Source organism: uncultured Anaerovibrio sp. (assembly GCA_902786545.1).
In the GTDB taxonomy this organism is placed as follows: domain Bacteria; phylum Bacillota; class Negativicutes; order Selenomonadales; family Selenomonadaceae; genus Anaerovibrio.
On sequence record CADACU010000017.1, the window covers coordinates 1 to 16,180 of the forward strand.

13 protein-coding genes are annotated in these 16,180 nt (G+C 46.5%); 1 reads left to right on the forward strand and 12 read right to left on the reverse strand.

Going from position 1 to position 16,180, the window contains the following annotated elements:
• Together QZV24_RS10585 and QZV24_RS04960 are read right to left on the reverse strand one after the other, a co-directional pair.
• Positions 1-165 (reverse strand): PHP domain-containing protein (locus QZV24_RS10585; protein WP_363137933.1); only part of this gene is annotated, 165 nt, incomplete at its 3' end.
• Between the two features lie 164 nt (positions 166-329).
• Positions 330-1,529, reverse strand: coding sequence for a dicarboxylate/amino acid:cation symporter (locus QZV24_RS04960; RefSeq protein ID WP_294520964.1), 1,200 nt, complete (start codon positions 1,527-1,529; stop codon positions 330-332).
• A 200-nt stretch (positions 1,530-1,729) separates the two neighbouring features.
• Between QZV24_RS04960 and QZV24_RS04965 the strand changes: the two genes are divergently transcribed.
• Positions 1,730-2,485, forward strand: coding sequence for a TSUP family transporter (locus tag QZV24_RS04965; RefSeq protein ID WP_294520967.1), 756 nt, complete (start codon positions 1,730-1,732; stop codon positions 2,483-2,485).
• Between the two features lie 57 nt (positions 2,486-2,542).
• Here the strand turns inward: QZV24_RS04965 and QZV24_RS04970 are convergent, their stop codons facing one another.
• The 10 genes from QZV24_RS04970 to argF form a co-directional block, all read right to left on the reverse strand.
• Positions 2,543-3,688 (reverse strand): MFS transporter, encoded by a 1,146-nt coding sequence (locus QZV24_RS04970; protein WP_294520971.1) that lies wholly within the window; start codon positions 3,686-3,688, stop codon positions 2,543-2,545.
• Between the two features lie 12 nt (positions 3,689-3,700).
• On the reverse strand, positions 3,701-4,624 hold the full coding sequence (locus QZV24_RS04975) for an RluA family pseudouridine synthase (RefSeq protein ID WP_294520974.1): 924 nt from the start codon (positions 4,622-4,624) through the stop codon (positions 3,701-3,703).
• 56 nt (positions 4,625-4,680) lie between these two features.
• A complete protein-coding gene (gene ligA, locus QZV24_RS04980) occupies positions 4,681-6,687 on the reverse strand; it encodes an NAD-dependent DNA ligase LigA (protein WP_294520976.1) in 2,007 nt (668 codons plus the stop codon).
• Positions 6,688-6,690: 3 nt separating this feature from the next.
• Positions 6,691-9,033 (reverse strand): DNA helicase PcrA, encoded by a 2,343-nt coding sequence (pcrA, locus tag QZV24_RS04985; protein WP_294520978.1) that lies wholly within the window; start codon positions 9,031-9,033, stop codon positions 6,691-6,693.
• A gap of 124 nt (positions 9,034-9,157) precedes the next feature.
• A complete protein-coding gene (locus QZV24_RS04990) occupies positions 9,158-10,084 on the reverse strand; it encodes a manganese-dependent inorganic pyrophosphatase (RefSeq protein ID WP_294520981.1) in 927 nt (308 codons plus the stop codon).
• A gap of 21 nt (positions 10,085-10,105) precedes the next feature.
• Complete coding sequence (gene trmL, locus QZV24_RS04995; RefSeq protein ID WP_294520985.1) at positions 10,106-10,588, reverse strand: tRNA (uridine(34)/cytosine(34)/5-carboxymethylaminomethyluridine(34)-2'-O)-methyltransferase TrmL; 483 nt, start codon at positions 10,586-10,588, stop codon at positions 10,106-10,108.
• Between the two features lie 79 nt (positions 10,589-10,667).
• Positions 10,668-12,326: a dihydroxy-acid dehydratase gene (ilvD, locus tag QZV24_RS05000; protein ID WP_294520989.1), complete on the reverse strand. Its 1,659-nt coding sequence runs from the start codon at positions 12,324-12,326 to the stop codon at positions 10,668-10,670.
• Positions 12,327-12,504: 178 nt separating this feature from the next.
• Positions 12,505-13,935 carry an argininosuccinate lyase gene (gene argH / locus QZV24_RS05005; protein WP_294520992.1) on the reverse strand — a complete coding sequence of 477 codons (1,431 nt, stop codon included), beginning with the start codon at positions 13,933-13,935 and terminating at the stop codon, positions 12,505-12,507.
• 1 nt (position 13,936) lies between these two features.
• Positions 13,937-15,151 (reverse strand): argininosuccinate synthase, encoded by a 1,215-nt coding sequence (locus tag QZV24_RS05010; RefSeq protein WP_294521034.1) that lies wholly within the window; start codon positions 15,149-15,151, stop codon positions 13,937-13,939.
• 34 nt (positions 15,152-15,185) lie between these two features.
• Positions 15,186-16,115 (reverse strand): ornithine carbamoyltransferase, encoded by a 930-nt coding sequence (gene argF / locus QZV24_RS05015; protein WP_294520995.1) that lies wholly within the window; start codon positions 16,113-16,115, stop codon positions 15,186-15,188.
• Positions 16,116-16,180: the final 65 nt, after the last annotated feature.

Genomic DNA, 16,180 nt, shown 5'->3' on the forward strand with positions numbered 1-16,180 from the left:
ATGGTCGGTAATGGCCAGATGCTCCATCCCCAATTCCTTGGCCCGCTTCACCAAGGGCTTGATTCGATTGGCTCCATCCAGCAAACTATACTCCGTATGCACATGCAAATGAGCAAAATTACTGCCATGGCTTGATATATTAGTATCAGGCATACTGTCTTCCATGCTAAAATCCTCCACATATAACTTTCTTAAAAATTATACCATAAAATGAAGACATATACAGACGGAGTTTTAAAGCTTTAGCTATATCGCGTTAATTTTTCAAAATAAAAAGGACCGGAAAATAATTAAACATTTTCCAGTCCTTATATTAGTTCCTAAAAAACTTATGCTGCATCCTTTTCAGTTTCGTTTACAACGATAGTAACAGCACCATCACCGGTGATATTAACACAGGTACGGAACATATCCAATACACGGTCAATACCAGCTACCAAAGCCAAGCCTTCCATAGGAAGACCTACAGACTGCAATACCATTGCCAGCATAATTAGACCGGCACCTGGAACACCTGCAGTACCAATAGAAGCTAAGGTACCAGTTAATACGATCATCATCATCTGATCAATACCAAGTGGTATACCATAAACATTGGCAACGAACAGCGAACATACACCCATGTAAAGTGCGGTACCATCCATATTCAGGGTAGCACCCAACGGAAGCACGAAGGAAGAAATTTCACGGCTAACACCCAATTTCTCCTGGCAGTTCTTCATATTAACCGGCAATGCAGCGGCAGAAGAACAGGTGGTAAAGGCAATCATCATCTGCTCGGACATACCCTTAAAGAATTCAATTGGGCTATGTCCGCCCCAAATCCGTGCCATAGTGGAATATACACCAACAGCATGCACAAAACAACCAACAGCTACGCAGGCAATAACGGTCAAGAGAGGCAATAATACCTTTGGACCATTTGCAGATACTACAGGAAGCAGCAAGCAGAATACGCCGATTGGAGCAAGCTCCATAACCATAGCGATAATCTTGTAGCATACTTCAGCACCGGCATCAAAGAACTTGATGAGAAGCTCCGCCCTCTCACCACCAACTTTTACAATACCTACACCAACAAAGAGTGCAAATACGATAGTTGGCAAAATTGCTGCCTTAGCCATGGAATCAATCGGATTCGTAGGAATCATGTCAAGAAGAACCTTCATGATATAAGGCGCTTCTTTAACCTTTGGCTGCGTACCGGCAACGAAATCAGTACCAACACCAGGGCCAATGATGCCAGCTACTACAAAACCGATGGTAATTGCAATAGCAGTTGTTACAAGATAAATCCCCACAGTCTTGAAGCCAATACGCCCCAGTTTTTTGGTATCACCCAAACTGGTAATACCTACAACCAACGAGAAGAATACAACCGGTACAATCATCATCTTGATGAGGTTGATGAACATAGTACCAATTGGTGCAATCCACCATTTAATAAATGGCAGACCCTCTGCTCCGGCAATCAATCCGACAATAACGGACAATACCAAAGAAATGAAAATTTTTACTGATAAATTCATTTTGCCATAACCCTCCCCCTTTATATTTAAGCTGTAAATAGTATAACATAACAATATTATCCCTTTCAATAAGTAAAGTCATAAATTTTAATGAAAACATAAATAATAATTATGATATCATACCATATTGTGTAGTATTTAGAATTACTTTGTTGTATAATGTTATTGTTTTATTAGTTTTATTTTTTAAGGAGTAACATATGGATTTTGAAGCTATGGTTTTTCTGGCCATTTTCGGATTTATTGGGGCATTTATCGATGCAGCGGTAGGCGGCGGTGGACTCATCACTATCCCGGCCCTGATGTGGACCGGTCTTTCCCCGGTTACCGTACTGGGCACCAACAAGGTTGCTGCATCTATGGGTTCGGTGTTCAGTTTTCTTACCTTTATTCGGGCCGGTAAAATGGATGTAGCCCTTATGAAAAAGCTATGTCCTCTATCCCTTATCGGGTCATTTGCCGGAGTGCTTTTAGTCCAGCACATTTCCTCCGAATTTCTACGGCCACTTATCATCATTATGCTGGTATTGGTATTCTTTTATACACTATTAAAAAAAGACTGGGGCAAAGACGCCAGACCTCAGAATATAACCGGCAAAAAAATGTTTTTGTGCCTTATTTTGGCCTTTACTATGGGCTTTTATGACGGTTTTTTTGGTCCAGGCACCGGTTCCTTCATTCTCTTTGCCTTTATAATGATTGGCTTTGACTTTATTTTTGCCACCGGTAATGCCAAGGCAATGAATTTTGCCAGCAATATTGCCGCAGCAATTCTCTTTACCTATTTTGGCAGTGTCAATTTTACTTATGCCATACCTATGGGTGTGTTTATGATTATCGGTGCCATAGCTGGCTCCAAAGTGGCTATTGCCAAGGGTGTCAGCTACATACGGCCTTTATTTATAATTGTCACGGCAGTATTGATTGGCAAACAGCTGCTGACCTTAATCGGATGACTCGGCAAAAAAATGACCCTTGACTATCAGTCTACGAACTGACATCAAGGGTCATTTTTATTGTTCCTCTTTTAATGTAAATGTGGTTAATAAACCAATCACCGCCATTACCGGCAATATATAAAATACATAACTCAGCCCGTAGATATCAGCAACCCATCCCAACATCGGTGCAATAACTCCACCGGCACTAAAGCCTATCCCCAGAGTAACCCCGGAGGCCATGCCAATGTTTTTTGCCAAATAGGTCTGGCCCAATACCACCATAGGCCCTACACAGGCATACAGAGAAAAGCCTGCTGCTGCCACAATTGCATAGATGAAAATCAAATTACTGGTAAAGTTAAAAGCCGCCAAGGCCACTGCCATAATAACCATTCCCAGCCGCAACACCAGACTGTTGCCAATCCGATCTGCCGCATATCCCCCCATCCAGTTGGTAAAAATTCCCACCAACGCCAAAATGGTTATGGATACACTTCCCACTGCTTTTTCCTGACCTAAAACAGCTACACAATACAGAGGAAGGAAGGTCATCAAAGCTGTATAAAGGGCTGCCCTGACGATCACGAACACCGTCAGCCGACTAAAGGCGGACCAGTCATTGGTTCGTTCTGTACTATCATCCGTAGTTTTGCGGGAGATAAATTTGGCCATTCGGCGCATTCGCGGCAACAAGCCAAAGCTGATACTCCCCATAATAATACCAATAAGCCCAAAAAGCATTACACCGTGAATACCGCATAAGGTCACTATTCCGGCCCCAACCATTGGCCCCAGACAAAATCCGGCACTGCCACCAGTGGAAAATATACTCATACTCAGGGCCTTGTTATCCCCTGCCAATCCATTTACCAGCTTGGCCGCTTCCGGATGAAAAATGGCATTACCGATTCCCATCATGGTTACTGCCACAAACAGCAGAGTATAATCGCTGATAAAGGCCACTGACCCTAAAGACAGACCGCTCAGCAAAATGCCAATCCCCATTAAATATGGACTGGAACCTTTATCGGACCAGTAGCCAATCAGGGGCTGAATTATACTGGACAAAAAGCTGGAGGCAAACATCAGCCCGGCTGCCAGCTTGTAATCCATCCCGTACATAACCACCAAAAATGGCAACAATCCCGGCAGGGCCCCTGTATTTATATCGCAGCTAAAATGCCCCGCCGCCATCAAATATAAATATTTTTTATTCATTGTAAAACCTTCTTAAATGAAAAACGACCTCAACTTACTTATACAGTTTTCCATATCCTTCGGCAATGGCGCCCTTACTTCCACCTTGGCCCCAGTCAATGGATGAAGAAAATGAATTTCACTGGCGTGAAGGGCCTGCCGGTTTATCAGGCGGGATGGAGTACCATACATCTTGTCTCCCAGGACCGGATATCCGGCATAATTCATATGTACCCTTATTTGATGGGTTCGGCCGGTTTCCAGCCACAGCTCCAACAAAGTATTGGGGCCAATCACTTCAGAAATTTTAAAATGGGTCACCGCCCGTTTGCCTCTGTCATCCACTCGCCGCCGATTGGGCTGCCCCGGTACCCGGCCAATATTTCGGTCAATACAGCCGTCTGGAAACTCCTTTTCTATACCAACGCCCACCACCAAGGCCTTGTATATCCGATGAATAGTATTGGCCTTCAGCTGTGCCTCCAGCTTGGTTTGATACTCCGGCTTTTTGGCAAACAGAACGCACCCGGAGGTATCCCGATCCAGGCGATGAATCGGCCTGATGGTAACGATCTGTCCCTTTGCCTGAAAATATCCGGCCAAATAATTGGCCAAAGTAAAGCTATCGGTCTGTCCAGTGGGATGTACCAGCATATTGGCCGGCTTATTCAAAACAATAACCGCCTCATCCTCATACAGTACCTCCACCGGTCCAATCTGCGGCTTAACTCCGTAGGTTTCATCCGGAAAAATACGGATGGCCACCAGGTCATTTCCCTTTAATTTGCGCTTGGTATGGACCGGACTGCCGTTAACAAAAACATTCTTGGACCGGAACAGCCGCTGACGGGTCCGGCCGGACACCTTCATCACGGATTTAAGGTAGTCCTCCACCAGCATATCAGCGTACTTCTCCGCCACTATATACTTTTTCAGACCATTTTGATGTTTCTTCATTATGGTGTCTATTTTCCCCCATACTAACAGGTGCTAAAGCTCCCACTGAATAAGTCTCATTTAACTATCATCTGCAAGAATTCAGCTTCATCTATAACCGGGATTCCCAGCTCCTGTGCTTTACTCAGCTTACTGCCTGCCGCTTCTCCGGCTAATACATAATCCGTTTTCTTTGACACGCTGCCGGCCGCCTTGCCACCGTTGGCTTCCACCAATTCCTTGGCCTCATTACGGCTCAAAGTTGGTAATGTACCGGTAATAACGATGGTTTTGCCCGCCAAAATATCGCTGGTAATACCACTGTCCTTTAACTCCATATTGACGCCGTAGGCCTTCATCCGGTCAATGATATCCTTATTTATCTGGTCATTAAAGTAATCAAAAATGGCTTTGGCACTAATATCACCAATATCCCGCACTTCCTTGATTGACTCCAGCTCTGCCTGCGACAGGGCTTCAATACTGCCAAAATGCAGCATTAACTCCCGGGCGGCCGCTTTACCGATACCTGATATGCCCAATCCGGTTAACAGCCGCTGAGGTTCATTTTCCTTTACTTCCTCAATAACTGCCAAAACCTTGTCAGTATTCTTTTCCTTGCCAATAATTCCTCGGGCAACCAGCTCATCCCGATGCTCTTTCAGCCCAAATATGTCTGCCACATCCTTGATAAAACCGGCTTCGATAAGGGCCTTGATATTTTGTTCCCCAAAGCCTTTGATATTCATGGCATCCCGACTGACAAAGTTGATTATATGGTTTTCCAGCTGGGCCGGACAAGATGGATTGATACATTTGATATCCGAGCTGTTGTCCTCCCGTACGGCCTTGGCTCCGCATACCGGACAAATATCACCAATCCGGAATCGAACTGCCCCAGCCGGACGCTTGTCCTTTACCACACTTTTAACCTTGGGAATAATTTCTCCGGATTTAAATACAGTAATAGTGTCGCCCAAGCATATATCCAAATCATCAATATAATCCTGATTATGCAAGGTAGCCCGCTCCACCCTGGTCCCACACAGCTGAACCGGCTCAAAAACGGCCGTCGGTGTTATGCGTCCCGTTCGGCCCACTGATAACTCAATATCCAGCAGTTTGGTTTCTTTTTCCTCCGGAGGATATTTATAGGCAACAGCCCACCGTGGCACCTTGGAGGTGGCCCCTAACTGCTGCCGCTGGGCAAAGCTATCCAGCTTGACCACTGCCCCGTCAATATCGTATTCCAGTCTGCCCCGTGAGTTACCAATATCATCAATTGCCGCAATTACTTCTTCCGCCGTATGGCAAATATGATAATTATTGATTATTTTTATCCCCTGTTTTTTCATAAAATCATAGGCCTGGGTATGACTGGTCAATTCGATTCCTTCAGCAGTCTGAAGGTTGAACACAAACATGGATAAGCCCCGTTCCTTGGTAATACGGCTATCGAGCTGACGCAAGGTTCCCGCTGCACAGTTACGGGGATTGGCAAATGTTTTCATCCCCAGCATTTCCTGACGGGCATTGACCTTTTCAAAGGCTGCACGGCTCATATAAACCTCACCCCGCACCTCAAAATAAGGTATGGGCTCCTGTAGGGCCTGTACTATATCCTTGATAACCCGGGCATTTTCTGTTACATCTTCCCCCTGAACCACTCCATCCCCTCGGGTGATGGCCTGGGTCAGTTCACCATCCCGATAGCGGAGAGCCAAAGACAGGCCGTCTATTTTTTCTTCCACTACAAATACCGGATTATCCAGCTGCTCCCGCATTGTATTTACAAAGGAAACAATTTCTTCCTTTGAAAAAACATCCTGCAAGGACAGCATTGGCACATCATGCGCCACCAATACGCCGGCTTCCCGCTTGGCCACGCCGCCCACCATCTGGGTAGGGGAAGTCTTGGTGATAAGCTCCGGATAATCAGCCTCCAGCTTCTTCAGCCGTAACATCAACTGATCAAATTCGTAGTCGGAAATCTCCGGGGCATCATTGTTGTAATAAAGATTGCTGTGATATTTGATTTCTTTTCTGAGAGCCGCCAGCTCCTGTTTTATTTCCTTGATATCCATAAATCAAACCTTCTTTAGCGGTGCATACTTTTGCATTAGCTTCTTTATGCCTTCATTAGGGAATGCGATCTGCAGCTGAGTTTCTTCTCCACTGCCTGAAATGCTTACCACAGTGCCGATCCCCCATTTAGCATGCTGTACCTTGTCCCCCGGCGACCATTTTACACTCATATCCGGCATAACAACACCGCCAGTTCGATTGAGGGCTGTACCGGTATTAGATTTAGGCTTCATACTACTCAAAGCCGCAGCTGCTGACATTGACTGCCCCACTGCTCCTGCTGGCGCACTACCCGAGGAAAACCGTGGTGTAAAGGAACTCCCATGACTACCATAACCACCATAGTTCCCCCCATAACTTCCACCATAGCTATTGCCACTGCCAAAACTGCGACGGGCCGATATTTCTTCCTTGTATTCTGCCGGAATTTCCTCCAAGAACCGGGATGGATCCGATATCCTGGTCTGACCATAAATAGTTCGAAGGGATGCATGGGTAAGATACAGCTTACGCTCCGCCCGGGTAATTCCCACATAGCAGGTGCGTCGCTCTTCCTCCAGCTCCTCCGGTGAATCCAAGGTACGGGAGTGAGGAAACAGGCCTTCCTCCATTCCAGCAATAAATACCACCGGGAATTCCAGCCCTTTGGCCGCATGCAAGGTCATAAGGGTCACCCTATCATCCGCCTCAATGGTTTTATCCAAATCGGTAATGAGGGAAATATGCTCCAAAAAGCTATTCAAATCAGCTTCTGCTTCGGTTTTTTCAAACTCCTTGGCCACACCGGCGAATTCCCGTAAATTTTCGATGCGGGAGGTATTTTCCTCCCCTTTCTTTTTATCTGCCTTCAAAGCTTCAATATAACCAGTCTGGTCGATTATTTCCTCAATCAACTCCGACACCGAAGCAGTGGCCTGCTTGTTCATCAAATTGAGCAACAAAGTGGCAAATACTCCCAACGGATTTTTGGTCCGGGCAGTTAGCCCCGGCACTTCATTCAGTAGTTCCGGATTGGCAATAACCTCAAATAGGTTGATTTCCCGCTCATTGGCAAAGGCCTGTATTTTTCTTACTGAAGTATCACCAATCCCCCGCCGGGGTACATTTATTATTCTGTTGAGGCTTTCCGAGTCAAAGGGATTGGACAACACCCTGAGATAGGCGATAATATCCTTTATTTCCATGCGTTCATAGAATTTCAGCCCCCCCACCATGGTATAGGGAACCCCCTGCCGCATAAAGGCTTCTTCCAGTACCCGGGACTGGGCATTGGTACGGTACAGTATCGCTACATCGCCATAAGGCGTGTTGTAAATCGTCTGCTGCTTGGTGATGCTGTCCAATATAAACCTGGCCTCATCCCGCTCATCCGAGGCCAGATAAGTGGTAATAGGCTCACCATCCGCATTTTCCGTCCAAAGATTTTTCGGTTTGCGATTGGAGTTGTTTTCAATAACCGCATTGGCCGCGGCCAGTATCTTCTTGGTGGAACGATAATTTTGTTCCAGCATAATGGTTCTGGCCTCAGGATAATCCTTTTCAAAATTCATTATGTTGCGCATATCGGCGCCACGCCAGCCATAGATAGACTGGTCAGCATCACCGACAACACAAATATTGTGATGGCCAGCTGCCAACAACTGAGTCAGCTTGTATTGCGCCCCATTGGTATCCTGATACTCATCAACCATGATGTAACGGAAGCGACGCTGGTATTTCTCCCGAATATCCTCATTTTCCTCCAGAATGGACACCGCTATCAACAGCAAATCATCAAAATCAAGGACATTATTGGACCGCAGCTTGTCCTGATACATTTTATACACTTCAGCTACCTTTTGATCATGAAAATTTCCCTCTGCCCGGGCATGCTGGGTAAAGATCATAGGGCCCATCATCTGGTTTTTGGCACTGGAAATTGCCCCCAGCACGCTGTTGGGAGCATATTGCTTGTCATCCAAATTCAACTCTTTCAGACACTTTTTAATAACCGACTGGGTATCACTGGTATCATAGATAACAAAATTTTTATGATATAAGCCGGTTGCCTCAATTTCCCGGCGCAAAATTCTGGCACAAAAGGAATGAAAGGTACTGAGCCAGATATCCTTGGAGCCTTCCCCTATCATCCGGTCAACACGCTCCCGCATCTCAGCTGCTGCCTTGTTGGTGAAGGTAATGGCCAAAATACTATATGGTGATACCCCATGGGCCAACAAATTTGCTATGCGATGGGTCAATACCCTGGTTTTGCCCGATCCTGCCCCAGCCATAATCAACAGAGGTCCTTCCAGACAATCCACCGCTTCCTTTTGAGCCGGATTTAATCCACTGAATATATCCATTTATCCTCCTACGGAAAAAATTACCCCTTCACCGTACTGAAGGGGCAATATAACCTAATTCACATAATAACAATTTATGGTCAGCTGAGCAGAGCTGCAACTGGTTCTTATGCTCAGAATTGAATTAAAATTTTGCAGCTGCCTCAGTAAGTGGTGGTACAATCTGCTTTTTACGGGACATTACCCCTGGCAGATGAATGCAGTCCCCGGAAGCATCCTGCTTGAAGGCATCCGCTATAAGCTGCTTTGGTTCACCATAGAATACCAAATCCGTGGATTCATCAATAATATCAGTAACCATAAGCATAATCAGGTTGTAGCCTTCCTTATCACAGATATCCTTCATGGCTGCAGTAATATCCGCCTTCATATCCAATACCTCAGCGGTATCCATTACAGAAATCTGGCTAACCAGCGCCTTGTAGCTACCGAAACTGAATGGCTTGGAATCATTCTTGGCAATTTCAACCGGAGTCATATCCCCTACGCCGGCACCGGCTTTCAGCATTGCCATAGCATATTCGTGGAGGTCAACCTCAGCGATTTCAGCCAGCTTTTCCGCTGCATCATGATCCTTGTCAGTGCAGGTAGGTGACTTGTAAAGGACCGTATCAGACATAATAGCTGACAGCAACAGCCCGGCAATTTCCTTTGGAATTTTAATGTTGTTGTTCCAGAACATATTGGCAATAATTGTGGAGGTACAGCCAACCGGTTCAGTATGAACGAAAATTGGTCCAGCGGTGTTCAACCCACCAAACCGATGATGGTCAACGATTTCCAGCAGCTCCGCCTCAGCCAGCCCGTCAATGGCCTGGCCAACCTCGTTATGGTCCACCTGAATAACCTTCTGGCCAGCCTCAACCTTGGTTGCCAATATTGGTGCTGCCACATCGAAGTAATCAAGGGCATACTGGGTTTCCTTGTTTATTTCACCGCAACGGATAGCAACAGCATCCTCCCCCATAGCCTGCTTAAAAGCAGCGTAGCCAAGAGCAGCACAAATAGAATCAGTGTCAGGATTCTTATGACCTACAACATAAATACTCATTAAAAATAATCCTCCTAAATATCAACTTCTTGGTCCTGGTCCAACCTGCTGCAGATTAGCATAATCCAGCTGCCGCATCGCCTCATAGGCTACAACAGCCACTGCATTGGACAGGTTCAGGGACCGGGCCCCATCTATCATTGGAATACGAATACATTTTTCCCAATTGGCCTTTAAAATAACCTCGGGGATACCAGCTGTTTCCTTGCCAAAAACCAGCATATCCTCCGACTGGAACCGGGCTTCTGAATGGGCCCGTGGCGCCTTGGTAGAACAATAATGGAAATTATTGTTGGGATACTTATCCAGTACCTCCTGAAAATTTTCATGGACATGAACCTTCACCAGGTGCCAATAATCAAGGCCTGCCCGTTTTAAATGCTTGTCATCAATGGAAAAGCCCAATGGCTTTACCAGATGCAGCTCGATGCCGGTAGCGGCACAAAGGCGCGCAATATTACCGGTATTGCCGGGAATTTCCGGCTCAATAAGAACAATGTGCATTAAATAACCTCTAAATTTGTTCGATGTCAAAGTGTAAAATTCAAATGGAGTATAAGACTCCATCTGAATATGTTTACATTTAATCAGCCGTCACAACGGCCCCCTTGGAGGCAGAAGTAGTCAGCTTGGCATATCTGGCCAGATAGCCATGCTTGATTTTTGGCTCAGGCCGCACCCAAGCCGCTTTACGCTTGGCCAAGGTTTCCTCATCAACCCTCAGCTCCAGCTTACGGTTTGGAATATCAATATCGATGATGTCACCATCTTCAATGAAAGCAATCGGACCACCGGCCATTGCCTCCGGAGAAACATGCCCTATGCAGGCGCCCCGGCTGGCTCCTGAGAACCGGCCATCTGTAATTAGCCCCACCTTCAGGCCACGCCCTACAATAGCTGCCGTCGGATTAAGCATTTCCTGCATTCCAGGGCCCCCCTTAGGGCCTTCATAGCGAATAACCACCACATCGCCATCGTGGATTTCCCCCTCCATAATGGCATTAACTGCATCTTCCTCGGAGCTGTAGCACTTTGCCTTGCCGGAATATACCAGCATATCCTCTGCCACGGCTGAAGCCTTGACAACGGCATTTTCCGGACAAAGATTACCGGAAAGAATAGCCAGGCCACCCTCAGGGCGATACGGATCCTCCACCGTCTTTATTACATCAGGACGAGTGATTTTAGCCTCGGCAATCCGCTGAGCCACTGTACCGCAAACCGTCAGAGCATCTGTATGAATAATGCCCTTCTTGGACAGCTCCTTCATTACTGCCGAAATACCACCAGCTTCGTTTAAGTCAACAATATGATGATGACCAGCCGGACTCAGACAGGTTATATACGGAGTACGGTGACTGATTTCGTCAAATTTCTGGGCTGGCAACTCAATGCCTGCCTCATGGGCAATAGCGGTCAAATGAAGCACTGTATTTGAGGAACCACCAATCCCCATATCCACGGTAATGGCGTTTTCGAACGCCTTCATGGTCAAAATATCCCGTGGCTTAATGTCATTTTTCACCAGCTCCAAAATACGCTCCCCGGCCCGCTTGGCCAGTAGCTTCCGGGCACCGGTATAGGCTGCCGGAACAGTACCATTGCCTGGAAGCCCCATACCTAAAGCCTCAGTAAGACAATTCATGGTATTGGCCGTAAACAGACCGGCACAGGAGCCACAGCCAGGGCAGGCTACTGCTTCAATAGCAGTCATATCAGCCTCGCTGATTTTACCGGCAGCGAACTCACCGGCTGCTTCAAATGACTGGCTGACGCTGATATCCTTGCCGTTATGCCGGCCTGGCAGCATAGCTCCGCCACTTACCACAATACATGGAATATTCAAACGGGCAGCAGCCATCAGCATGCCCGGAATAATCTTATCGCAATTTGGAATGAGTACCAATCCATCAAAACCGGTAGCCATGGCCACAGCCTCAATAGAGTCAGCAATCAGCTCCCGGCTGGCCAGGGAATATTTCATACCGGTATGCCCCATAGCAATACCGTCACAAACCCCGATAGCCGGAAATTCCATTGGTGTACCACCCGCAGCCGCTACCCCCAGCTTGGTTGCTTCAGCGATTTCCCGCAGATGAATATGTCCTGGAATAACCTCGTTAAAGGAATTGCAGATACCAATCAATGGCTTCTTCAAATCCTCCGGACCAAATCCCATAGCATTAAACAGTGATCGGTGGGCACAACGGGTGGCCCCCTTTTTTACAACATCTGATCTCATAATACACACCTGCCTATTTTGCTTTCAAAAAACTATGTCATACATAACCTTGTTGAAATAGATAAACACCATATCCAAACATTTCATATTTTATCATATTTCCGGCTACTTTCAAACAGTATATTGTCTAAAAGAAAAACCGGTCATTGATATGACCGGTATATTCATTTTTATAGAATTACGGATTTACCGACACCTGCTTGGCAGCTTTGGTTTTTACCAGCTGATCCTCATTGCTCAATATATCCTTGGCTAGCTTCAGCTGCATATCCACCTGACCATAGGAAGTACCACCATATGAATTGCGGTTCTTCACACAGGTTTCCGGACTGATAGCATCGTAAATGTCCGTCTCAAAGAGCTCAGACAGTGCCTTGAACTCATCCATTGACATATCAGCCAGCCATTTGCCAGTCTCTATGCAATGATGAACTGCCTTGCCGGATACGGCATGAGCCTGTCTGAATGGCATTCCCTTCTTCACCAGATAATCTGCCAAATCAGTCGCATTGGAGAAATCCTCAGCTACTGCCCGACGCATCACTTCAGCCCGAACCTTCATCCCCCGGATAATCCGGGCATAAACCGCCAGACTGAATTTGATGGTATCAATGGTATCAAAAATACCTTCCTTGTCCTCCTGCAAATCCTTATTGTAGGCCAACGGCAACCCTTTTACAGTGCTGAGCATTGCCATGAGATGACCTACCACCCGGCCGGTCTTGCCCCGAACCAATTCCGATACATCAGGATTTTTCTTCTGAGGCATCATAGAAGATCCGGTACAATGGGCATCATCCAACTCAATAAAGAAGAACTCCCGGGAACACCACAAAATAGTTTCCTCACTGAGCCGGGAGAGGTGAACCATCAAAATTGATGCCGCTGACAAAAATTCCATAATATAATCCCGGTCTGATACTGCATCAAGACTGTTGGAATATATATTATCAAAATTCAGCTGCTGAGCCACATATTCCCTATCAATCGGGAAGGTAGTCCCAGCCAGGGCTCCTGCCCCCAGTGGCATAATATCACAGCGTTCATATACGCCATTAAACCGCTCAAAATCCCGTTTCAGCATGGAAAAATACGCCATCATATGATGGGAAAACAGTATCGGCTGCGCCCGCTGAAGATGGGTATAGCCCGGCATAATCACATCATGGTACTTTTCCGCTGTTTCCACCAAGGCCCGCTGCATATCTAAAATCAGCTGCTGAACCTCTACCACCTGACGACGAATAAACATATGGGTATCCAGCGCCACCTGGTCGTTCCGGCTGCGAGCCGTATGGAGGCGACCACCGGCCTCCCCAATGGCATCCGTCAGCCGCTTCTCAATGTTCATATGAATATCTTCCAGTGCCACCTCAAAGGAAAACTGACCAGCTTCAATTTTCGTATAAATATCCTTCAGGCCGGCAATAATGGCATCACGGTCTGCCTCGGAGATAATGCCAGCCTTGGCCAGCATGGTGGCATGGGCAATAGATCCGGCAATATCCTCGCTATACATCCGCTTGTCAAAATCAATGGAGGCCTGAAAATCGTTTATCATCTCATCGGTTGACTTGGAAAACCGGCCCCCCCAGAGCTGTTCAGCCATATTATTTACCTGCCTTTTCCTGCATGAGTGCACGAACCTTCAATGGGAGACCGAAGAGGTTGATGAAGCCTTCCGCATCAGCCTGATTGTATACATGATCCTCCTCAAAGGTTACATATTCCTGATTATACAGGGAATATGGAGATTTAGCACCAGCGCTCATAATGTTGCCCTTATAGAGCTTCAGTTTAACAGTACCGGTAACAGTCTCCTGAGTACTGTCCACGAATGCAGACAGAGCTTCCCGCAGCTGGCAGAACCACATTCCATCGTATACCAGCTCACCAAACCGGATAGCAGCCCCTTCCTTGTAATGGAAGGTAGCCCGATCCAGACAGAGATACTCCAGCTCACGGTGTGCATAGTAGAGAATAGCTCCACCTGGGTTTTCATATACGCCACGGGACTTCATGCCCACCAGACGGTTTTCGCAGATATCTACAATACCAATACCATTGCGGGCACCGATTTCATTCAGCTTATTCAGCAGTTCAACTGCTCCCATACGCTGACCATTAACCGCTACCGGAATCCCCTTCTCAAAGCATACTGTTACTTCCTCCGGCTTGTCAGCAGCGTCTTCTGGTGCCTTGGATACCAAATACATCTCATTCTGAGGTGCATTCCAAGGATCTTCCAAATCAGAGCCTTCATGGGACAGATGCCAGATATTCTTGTCCATGGAATACTTCTTGTTATCAGTAGGAATATCAATATTATGAGCCTTGGCATACTCAATTTCCTGAGTACGGGACAACAGCTCCCACTCACGCCATGGAGCGATAATTCCCATATTAGGTGCCAAAGCCTTTACAGTCAGTTCAAAACGCACCTGATCATTCCCCTTGCCGGTAGCACCGTGGGCAATAGCATCCGCGCCTTCTTCCTTGGCAATCTCCACCAGCTTCTTGGCAATTAACGGACGGGCAAAGGAAGTGCCCAGAAGGTACTTGCCCTCATATACAGCCCCAGCCTTCAGGGTAGGCCATACATAATCAGTAAGGAACTCCTCCGTAAGATCAGCAATATAGCACTTGGAGGCACCGGAACGCAGTGCCTTGTCGTGAATAGCCTGCATATCATCACCTTGGCCAATATCGGCGCAGCAGGCAATAACCTCACAACCACCATAGTTCTCCTTCAACCAAGGAATAATAACGGAGGTATCCAAACCACCGGAATATGCTAATACAACTTTCTTAAACTCTGCCATAATAATTATCTCCTTTATTTATATATTTTTGTGAGTCTTAACCCATAAGAAGGGCCATGATAGCCTTCTGGGTATGAAGACGGTTCTCTGCTTCATCAAAAATTACATCAGCATATGCTTCCATAATTTCATCGGTGATTTCCTCACCTCGATAAGCCGGCAGGCAATGCATTACAATAACCCGCTTGTCAGCCACCTGAAGCAAGGCTTCATTGACCTGATAATCCTTGAAGATTTTCTTTCGTTCATCATGTTCAGCTTCCTGCCCCATGCTGGCCCAAGTATCAGTAACAACAATATCTGCCTCCTTGGCTGCCTCAAATGGGTCATTCACCAATTCAATAGATGCGCCGGTTTCCTTGGCATCCTCTACGGCATTTTTATAAACCTGGTCATCCGGCTCAAACCCCTTTGGTGTAGCGGCAACAAAGTTAATTCCTGCCTTGGCACAGCCGTACATATAGGAATTGGTCATATTGTTGCCATCCCCTACATAGGCCATTTTAAGACCTTTCAAATTCTTGCCTTTATGTTCCTGAATCGTCAGAAGGTCAGTCAGCACCTGACAAGGATGTAAAAGATCAGTGAGAGCATTGATTACCGGTACATCGGACCATTGGGCAAACTCCTCTACCCGGTCATGGCCGAAAGTACGAATCATAATGCCGTCCAGATAACGGGACATTACTCGGGCTGTATCCTTTATCGGCTCACCCCGGCCCAGCTGCAAATCCCGATTGGACAGAAACAGGGCCTGTCCTCCCAGCTGGTACATACCAGTTTCAAAGGACAAACGGGTACGGGTGGAAGACTTTTCAAAAATCATCCCCAAGGTCTTGCCTTTGAGCAGATGATGCTCAATGCCAGCCTTCTGTTTGGCTTTCAAGTCATGGGCCAATGCCAAAATTTCATTGACCTCATCCACGGATAGATCGTGAATGGAAAGCAAATCCTTGCCTTTTAACATCTATATAACCTCCAAACATTCCTTTTTTCTGTGGCGAAAACTTTTGTACACCAACAGGGAATATT

What these genes read in the sequence shown, in the direction of transcription:
- QZV24_RS04960 (WP_294520964.1), bottom strand. Translation starts at nt 1,529, where the DNA reads ATGAATTTATCAGTAAAAATTTTCATTTCTTTGGTATTGTCCGTTATT.
- QZV24_RS04990 (WP_294520981.1), bottom strand. Translation starts at nt 10,084, where the DNA reads ATGAGTATTTATGTTGTAGGTCATAAGAATCCTGACACTGATTCTATT.
- ligA (WP_294520976.1), bottom strand. Translation starts at nt 6,687, where the DNA reads ATGGATATCAAGGAAATAAAACAGGAGCTGGCGGCTCTCAGAAAAGAA.
- QZV24_RS04975 (WP_294520974.1), bottom strand. Translation starts at nt 4,624, where the DNA reads ATGAAGAAACATCAAAATGGTCTGAAAAAGTATATAGTGGCGGAGAAG.
- argH (WP_294520992.1), bottom strand. Translation starts at nt 13,935, where the DNA reads ATGGCTGAACAGCTCTGGGGGGGCCGGTTTTCCAAGTCAACCGATGAG.
- ilvD (WP_294520989.1), bottom strand. Translation starts at nt 12,326, where the DNA reads ATGAGATCAGATGTTGTAAAAAAGGGGGCCACCCGTTGTGCCCACCGA.
- pcrA (WP_294520978.1), bottom strand. Translation starts at nt 9,033, where the DNA reads ATGGATATATTCAGTGGATTAAATCCGGCTCAAAAGGAAGCGGTGGAT.
- QZV24_RS04965 (WP_294520967.1), top strand. Translation starts at nt 1,730, where the DNA reads ATGGATTTTGAAGCTATGGTTTTTCTGGCCATTTTCGGATTTATTGGG.
- trmL (WP_294520985.1), bottom strand. Translation starts at nt 10,588, where the DNA reads ATGCACATTGTTCTTATTGAGCCGGAAATTCCCGGCAATACCGGTAAT.
- argF (WP_294520995.1), bottom strand. Translation starts at nt 16,115, where the DNA reads ATGTTAAAAGGCAAGGATTTGCTTTCCATTCACGATCTATCCGTGGAT.
- QZV24_RS04970 (WP_294520971.1), bottom strand. Translation starts at nt 3,688, where the DNA reads ATGAATAAAAAATATTTATATTTGATGGCGGCGGGGCATTTTAGCTGC.